The sequence below is a fragment of the Companilactobacillus mindensis DSM 14500 genome (genome assembly GCF_001434275.1).
Classification (GTDB): Bacteria; Bacillota; Bacilli; order Lactobacillales; family Lactobacillaceae; genus Companilactobacillus; species Companilactobacillus mindensis.
Genome location: NZ_AZEZ01000080.1, coordinates 1 through 6,402, shown reverse-complemented (window position 1 = coordinate 6,402; position 6,402 = coordinate 1). Strand labels below are relative to the sequence as shown.

Sequence of the window (6,402 nt, the reverse complement as noted above, 5' to 3'; positions counted from 1 at the left end):
CCTGGAGAGCAAAAGCTGATGGGCTCAGTAGTGGTTTAATCTTAGCTAGCGTACTGGGCTGCTGGCTTAGATTACTGCCGAGCTTGAAGACAATTTCTAAATTGGCGAAAAGTCTCTCACTACGTTCCAGCCCAATCAGCTTTTGATCGGAAGGCGGCATCCTTTAATAGCCTTAGGATTTTTACCAGATATTTACACGTTTGTCTTTGTCTAACCACATACCATCTTTTTCTGTAACACCAAAAGCATCATAGAATTCGTCCATGTTTTGAGCCATAACGTTGGCACGCAATGGAGCTGGTGAGTGAACATCGATCGACAAGAACATTTCTGTCAATTGCTTAGTTGACTTGTTTCTCCAAACTTTAGCCCAGTTAGTAAAGAACTTCTTAGCATCAAAGTCGGAATCTTGTTTAGCAGCTTCAAGAGCACAACGTAAACCACCAACATCGGCAACATTTTCGCTGACGACCAAAGTTCCGTTGACCTTGGAACCGGCGTATGGAATACCGTCGAATTCGTCGATCATCTTTTGGGTCAAGGTCTTGAACTTAGCGTAGTCATCCTTAGTCCACCAATTGTTCATATTACCGTATTCATCAAATTGAGCCCCGTTGTTATCAAAGGCATGTGAAATTTCGTGGGCGATAACAGCACCGATACCACCGAAGTTTTCACTGTTTGTTTGTTCCAAACTGTAGAATGGAGCTTGCAAAATAGCAGCTGGGAATGTGATGTCGTTTCTTGATGGATCGTAACAAGCATTGACCATGTGGCCTGGCATCAACCATTTTGTACGGTCAACTGGCTTGTGGTATTGATCCAAAGCATCTTGGTTAATAATTTTCTTGATACGGGAAATATTATCGTATAGAGAATCATTTTCATTGATTTCAAATTTATTGTAAATGTCTTCGATCTTGTCTGGATAGCCGACTTTAATAACGATCTTATCCAATTTAACAATGGCTTTCTTCTTGGTATCTTCGCTCAACCAAGTGTTTTCTGAAAGTCTTTGTTCATAAATGGAAATCATTTTCTTGACCATGCTACGAACATCTTCTTTGGCCTTTTCGCCAAAGTATTTCTTTCCGTAGTAAGTACCAACAACTTCACTGAAAATACCTGCAGCTAAGTTGTAAGCATATTTAGTTCTGTTTTGGATCTCTTTAGCACCACTCTTAGCAAGTTGATACTCGCCGATTGTTTGACGGAATTCTTCATCAAGAACTGAAGCATTGCTTGTCAAGAAACGAACCATCATCCAAGCTTGGATATTTTCAAAAGTATCGTCGTTAACTAACTTGTCCAAATTATCCAAGTATCTTGGCTCAGTGATGATAACTTTTTCAGGCGTATCGTTGATAGAATCGACTGCCATGCTCTTGAGGTCAAGATTGTCTGACTTAGTAACGAATTCTTTGAAGTCCATTGGGTTGTAAACTTTAGTATAGTCAGCCCACTCTTCAGAACTCTTAACGATTGGAACCAATGACTTGTCAAAAGCCAAGGCCTTTTCAACGATAGTCTTGGCATCGTCCAACTTGTAGCCGATCATTGAAAGCAAACGACCAGCAACTTCAGCGTATTTAGCCAAAAGCTTCTTACCTGATTCATTCTTTTCGTCATAGTAAGATTTGTCAGGCAAAATCAAGTTAGCGCCACCAATGTAAAGTGCATTCTTAGCAGTGTCTTTCATATCAGCATCAACTTCGACACCGATTGGCAATGGAAAACCATCTTTACCGAGTTGAGCCAAATTGTCACTCAAATCCTTGAGAGAATTCAAATCGCTGATGCGTTGAATATCTTTCAAAATTGGTTGTTGGTGGAACTTGCTCAAATGGTCAACGTTGTTAGCCAAACGATAAAGTTTTACCGCTTGTAACATTAAATCATCGTTGATCTTCCCCTCATCGTTAGCAAATTCGTGGAAGTCTTCCATCAATTTCTTTTCAACCCCAAGGTCGAGGTCACTGAAACCACCAGTACGTGACTTGTCAGATGGAATCTCAGCCTTTTCTTGCCAAGCCCCATTGACAGCCAAATATAAATTATCTTTAACATCGGCTGGTTTAGCATCAAACATATCGCCTACGCCACCGATTACTTTATTAATTAACAATATCTTCACCGCCATGTTAGTTTTAGAAACTACTATATCACTTATTACAAATCATTAGAATAATTATGACTATTAAACAAAAAAGCAGACAAACCCAACGGTCGTCCACTATTTTTTATTTATTATTAATAACTTCAATATTTTACTATCTGATAACACTGACTGAGACACGCGAATTATTCACGATCTTAGCAGCTTGAGAACCGATAGTATTACGAGTCCGATTCTTTTCTTCAACCCCGACAATAACAAGATCGGGTTGGAACTTAGGAATAACCTCATCAACGATAGTCGTACCAGGATTACCTTCTGTAACCATCAAGTGAACATCTTTAACTCCAAAATCTTCGGCTTTATCGCCGTACAATGAAAGGAGTTCTTTGATCTGTTCACGACGTTCTTTTAATACATCAGGATCGAGTGATTGGAAAATATTCAAATCGCCGGTTTCTAAAACAGAAACTATTCCTAATTCAGCATCGTGATGTTTTGCTAGTGAGCAAGCATAGTTAAAAGCATTTTTCGATGATACAAAATCGTCCGAATCAACACAGATTAAAATCTTGGAATACTCCATTTTTCTAACTTTGTAGTGTTCTATTTCGTCCATCTATTCAAAACCTCCTAAATTATTTAAAATCGCGTCCCTTGTTCTCTTGGAAGTATTGGTCAAATCTCTTTACATAGTTGTGGAACATGTAAGTCAACAATAACCAACGTCTAAATGATTTATCTTTGTCATAGAAAACAGTTGTGCCAACACGATCTTGCTTGATCAATTCATCAGCATATTCAGTTGCATCGTTCTTAGCAGCGTACTTGTTGAAGACTTTGACCGGAACACCCAACCACAACTTGTGTTGAGCCTTGTTCTTATTAGCATAAACTGTTGGTTCTTTTTCTAGACTACCTTCAACATAATCTTCAACGACATATTTAGCAAGGTTATAGCCATTCAAAGTTACGAAGAAACTACTTCTACCTTGACGTAAATTGATTTCGAAGAATTTGAAAGTATCGTCACGTGAGTCATATTTCATATCAAAGTTAGCATAACCAGTGAATTCAATATCCTCAAGGAATTTTTGAACTCGGTCATAAACGTCTTGATTGAATTCTGGCACAATAGCAACGTAGTTACCGATTGATTGTGGTGTAGGGTCTTCCAAAATTGGGTGACCTAAACACATCATCTTCACATGGTGATCTTGATCGACATAAGCATTCAAGACACGCATGTTGGAATCATCTCCTGGGATAAAGTCTTGCAAAATAAGATCTGACTTATATCCGTTGTCGTAGATTTTACCAACGATTGACATATATTCTTCTTGTGAGTGGATAGTGAAGGCTTTCTTACGACCTTCGAAGTGAATATCCAACCATTCAACACTGTTAGCAGGTTTCAAAGCGACTGGGAAGTCGAATGGAACGTCCATATCAGTCTTGTTTTCGTACATGTTTTTAGTGATGATCTTTGTCAATGGGTGTGGCAAACCATGTTCATCAGCAACATGATAGAAACTCTCTTTATTGTTCAATGATTTCAACAAATCATAGTCGACATATGGGCAGACAAATGTCTTTGATAATTCATCTTTGTGTTTACTGATAAGTTCGGCATAACCATCGCCACAACCAATTAAAATAACTGGTTCGTCATGGTTTTGATATTCTTTAGCAATTTCACGCATTTTTTCAATAAAAACAGGGTCTTCAGAAAATCCTGGGTGAAGAGTTAAGCTTAAGATTTTTGTATATCTTGTAGGTGCCAATTGGATATCAGCATAGGCTTTAACAGTGCCCCCATAAAGTTCATGGAAAGCACGAGCCATTCCGTAAACATTCATATCACTACCTAATAAAATAGGTGTGAATTTTTTTCCTGATTCAGTTTCGATAAGGACCAACCTCTTACTATATTAATTCTATTTTTAATTTTTCACACATTTCAAACAAAATTATACCATACTCAATTTAGCACAACGAGTAGACTGAAAGTATTTAATGCTTCAGGTTTATCATTTTCTTAATTTATCCAAAGTAATCAGCTTAATATTGATAAATTTAATAGTTTTATTTTTTTGAAGTCTGTGTGAGCAAAATCAAATATAGCACAAAATAACAACGCCGTCATAACGCTTAGGCAAAATGTCCTATCTTTTTTGTGATTCAGCCTTGTAACATCAAGCTTTGATTAGCGTTATATTTTTAACCGTTATGACTCATTTCAATACCAAATAGAGCGTAGCAAACCGGTTAGATTCTGAGCAATTGCCTAGACCTGGGAATTGTCTGTCGGGTCTTGACAGATAATTTTCAGGCCGTAGCAATGCACAGGAATCTGGTTTGTGTAGCTTGTTTCAGAGTGTAACAGAACTCGGTTAACTTCCGAGCAATAATCGAAAACCCACAATATTCGCATTATGAATATTGTGGGTTTTGCTATTATGCGGAAGAAGTTGAGTTCTGTTGCACGTTTATGCCGCATATTTAATGAAAAATATAGTTGTGTCACAGCCTCTTCTATATAGCTTAACTATTAACGACATTGACCTCGTCGGAATCTACAAATTCATTAGTTGTAACTTGATAGTATTTGTGATTATTCAACAAAGCAATTTTGTCTGATTCCATTTTTTGCATGGCTACCAAAGCCCGATTGCCCACTAAATTTAGATGACTGTCGATCATTCTCGTGATTGGTTTGTCCTTAGTTTGAATGACGCTCTTAGTTTCTTTGTACAAGTAAACATCTTCTGCTTTAACCCATTCGTCATCGACAACATGATAATACTTTGTACCTTCAAGCATCATTTGTTTGTCGCTGTACTAACTGTGATTTCCTTGCAAAATTGGTACCAAAGCTTTTCCAGCGGAACTGTAAGTTTTGGCCACCGTCACATCCGGATGGATCGTCACGTAGTTCATAAAATCAGTAATCTTGCCTTTTACAAGTGGCTTTTCTTGAACCGCTGCAGCTGGTCTAGCAACTGGCGTTGGTTCGTCTGAAACTGTCATAGCTGGTTCTTCTACTTTAGTGTCAGTTTTAACTTCGGAGTAAATAACTTTATCTTCAGCTTCCAGACTGTCTTCCAAAGCGACTACCTTAACCGTTTTCTTATCGGTAATGTAATTGTCTTTAGTTGGAACAGCAACTTCAAATTTACTACCCACATATTCTGGTTGAATATCCTTGGGAACTGTAACGACAATATCTTCATCCAAATTATTGTTGATTTTAACCGTCATTGGACCGTGATATTCGTGGTCTGGTTTAACGATCCAGTTGCCCTTGTCAGCCATCGATACTAATTCAAGTGAATTAATACCTTTCTTGTTAGCTGGTTTAGGATTATCTTCTGTCCCAGTTCCGATGTCGATCCAGCTTTTATCGACCAACTTTAACTTTTTACGTTGCTCACTCGGAACGACGAATTTCTTGCCCAGCTTGATTGATTTCAAAGCATCAGATGATTCAAACATTTTATCCATGCTTTTGACATTAGTCGTATCAAAATTTGATAGATCTAATTTCTCCAAAGTCTCACAACCGGCAAACATCCCGTTCATATTAGTAACTTGACTGGTATTGAAATTGGAAATATCCAAAGTTCTCAAATCACTGCAACCATCAAACATTCGCGACATATCTTTCACTTGGCTAGTCGTAAAGCTCGATAAATCTAGCTCTTTCAATGATCAACAGTTCAGGAACATTTGACTCATATCTGTTACTTGTCTAGTATCCATATCCTTCCATTCCTTCAATCTTTATAAAATTAGCTAAATCAGCAATAGAACGGTAGAATTTGGATAAATATTACAATCTCCTATTATTCCACCCCTATTTGTTTCCCAAACCATTATTTTTCCATTAAGTAATTTATTCCCCGTAATTTAAAAATAATTAGCCAGTTTGGAAAATGACAAATTTACTATACCAAACTCAAGTAAGCGCTGTTTATTTTAAGAAATATATTTATTATTTCTTAAACACTTATAACGCTGAGGGAAGTTTTGTTTAAGTATCTGGGATAATGGTTCACTGCCGTCGTCCGTTCGGCAATATCGGGCTGGAACGCGATGGACATCGTTTGAAACCAATTTAAGGTTCAAAATTGTTTCCAAATCGAGTCTTAATCTAAGCTGGTAAAGTTCAACCAGCTTAGATTAATTGCACGGCTGAGCCCGAATTGCTCTCACTCCCGACTAAATAGTCATTAAACAACCTAAGATTAGTTCTAAGTAAAGATTAAACTCTTTACTTAGAACTT

General features: G+C 37.5%; 4 protein-coding genes and 1 pseudogene. All 5 read right to left on the bottom strand.

Annotation, left to right across the window (positions count from 1 at the left end):
- Positions 1-181: 181 nt before the first annotated feature.
- Positions 182-2,125, bottom strand: a complete 1,944-nt coding sequence (locus FD29_RS07385) for a M13 family metallopeptidase (RefSeq protein ID WP_057888301.1) — start codon at positions 2,123-2,125, stop codon at positions 182-184.
- Positions 2,126-2,270: 145 nt separating this feature from the next.
- A complete protein-coding gene (locus tag FD29_RS07380) occupies positions 2,271-2,735 on the bottom strand; it encodes a universal stress protein (protein ID WP_057888300.1) in 465 nt (154 codons plus the stop codon).
- Positions 2,736-2,754: 19 nt separating this feature from the next.
- The gene (locus FD29_RS07375) at positions 2,755-3,975 is read right to left on the bottom strand and encodes a carboxylate--amine ligase (protein ID WP_057888305.1); all 1,221 of its coding nucleotides are present in this window, start codon (positions 3,973-3,975) and stop codon (positions 2,755-2,757) included.
- Between the two features lie 685 nt (positions 3,976-4,660).
- Positions 4,661-4,942, bottom strand: a complete 282-nt coding sequence (locus FD29_RS07370; protein ID WP_147007995.1) for a hypothetical protein — start codon at positions 4,940-4,942, stop codon at positions 4,661-4,663.
- Between the two features lie 15 nt (positions 4,943-4,957).
- Positions 4,958-5,827: pseudogene (locus FD29_RS07365) on the bottom strand (BspA family leucine-rich repeat surface protein); the annotation flags it as partial.
- Positions 5,828-6,402: the final 575 nt, after the last annotated feature.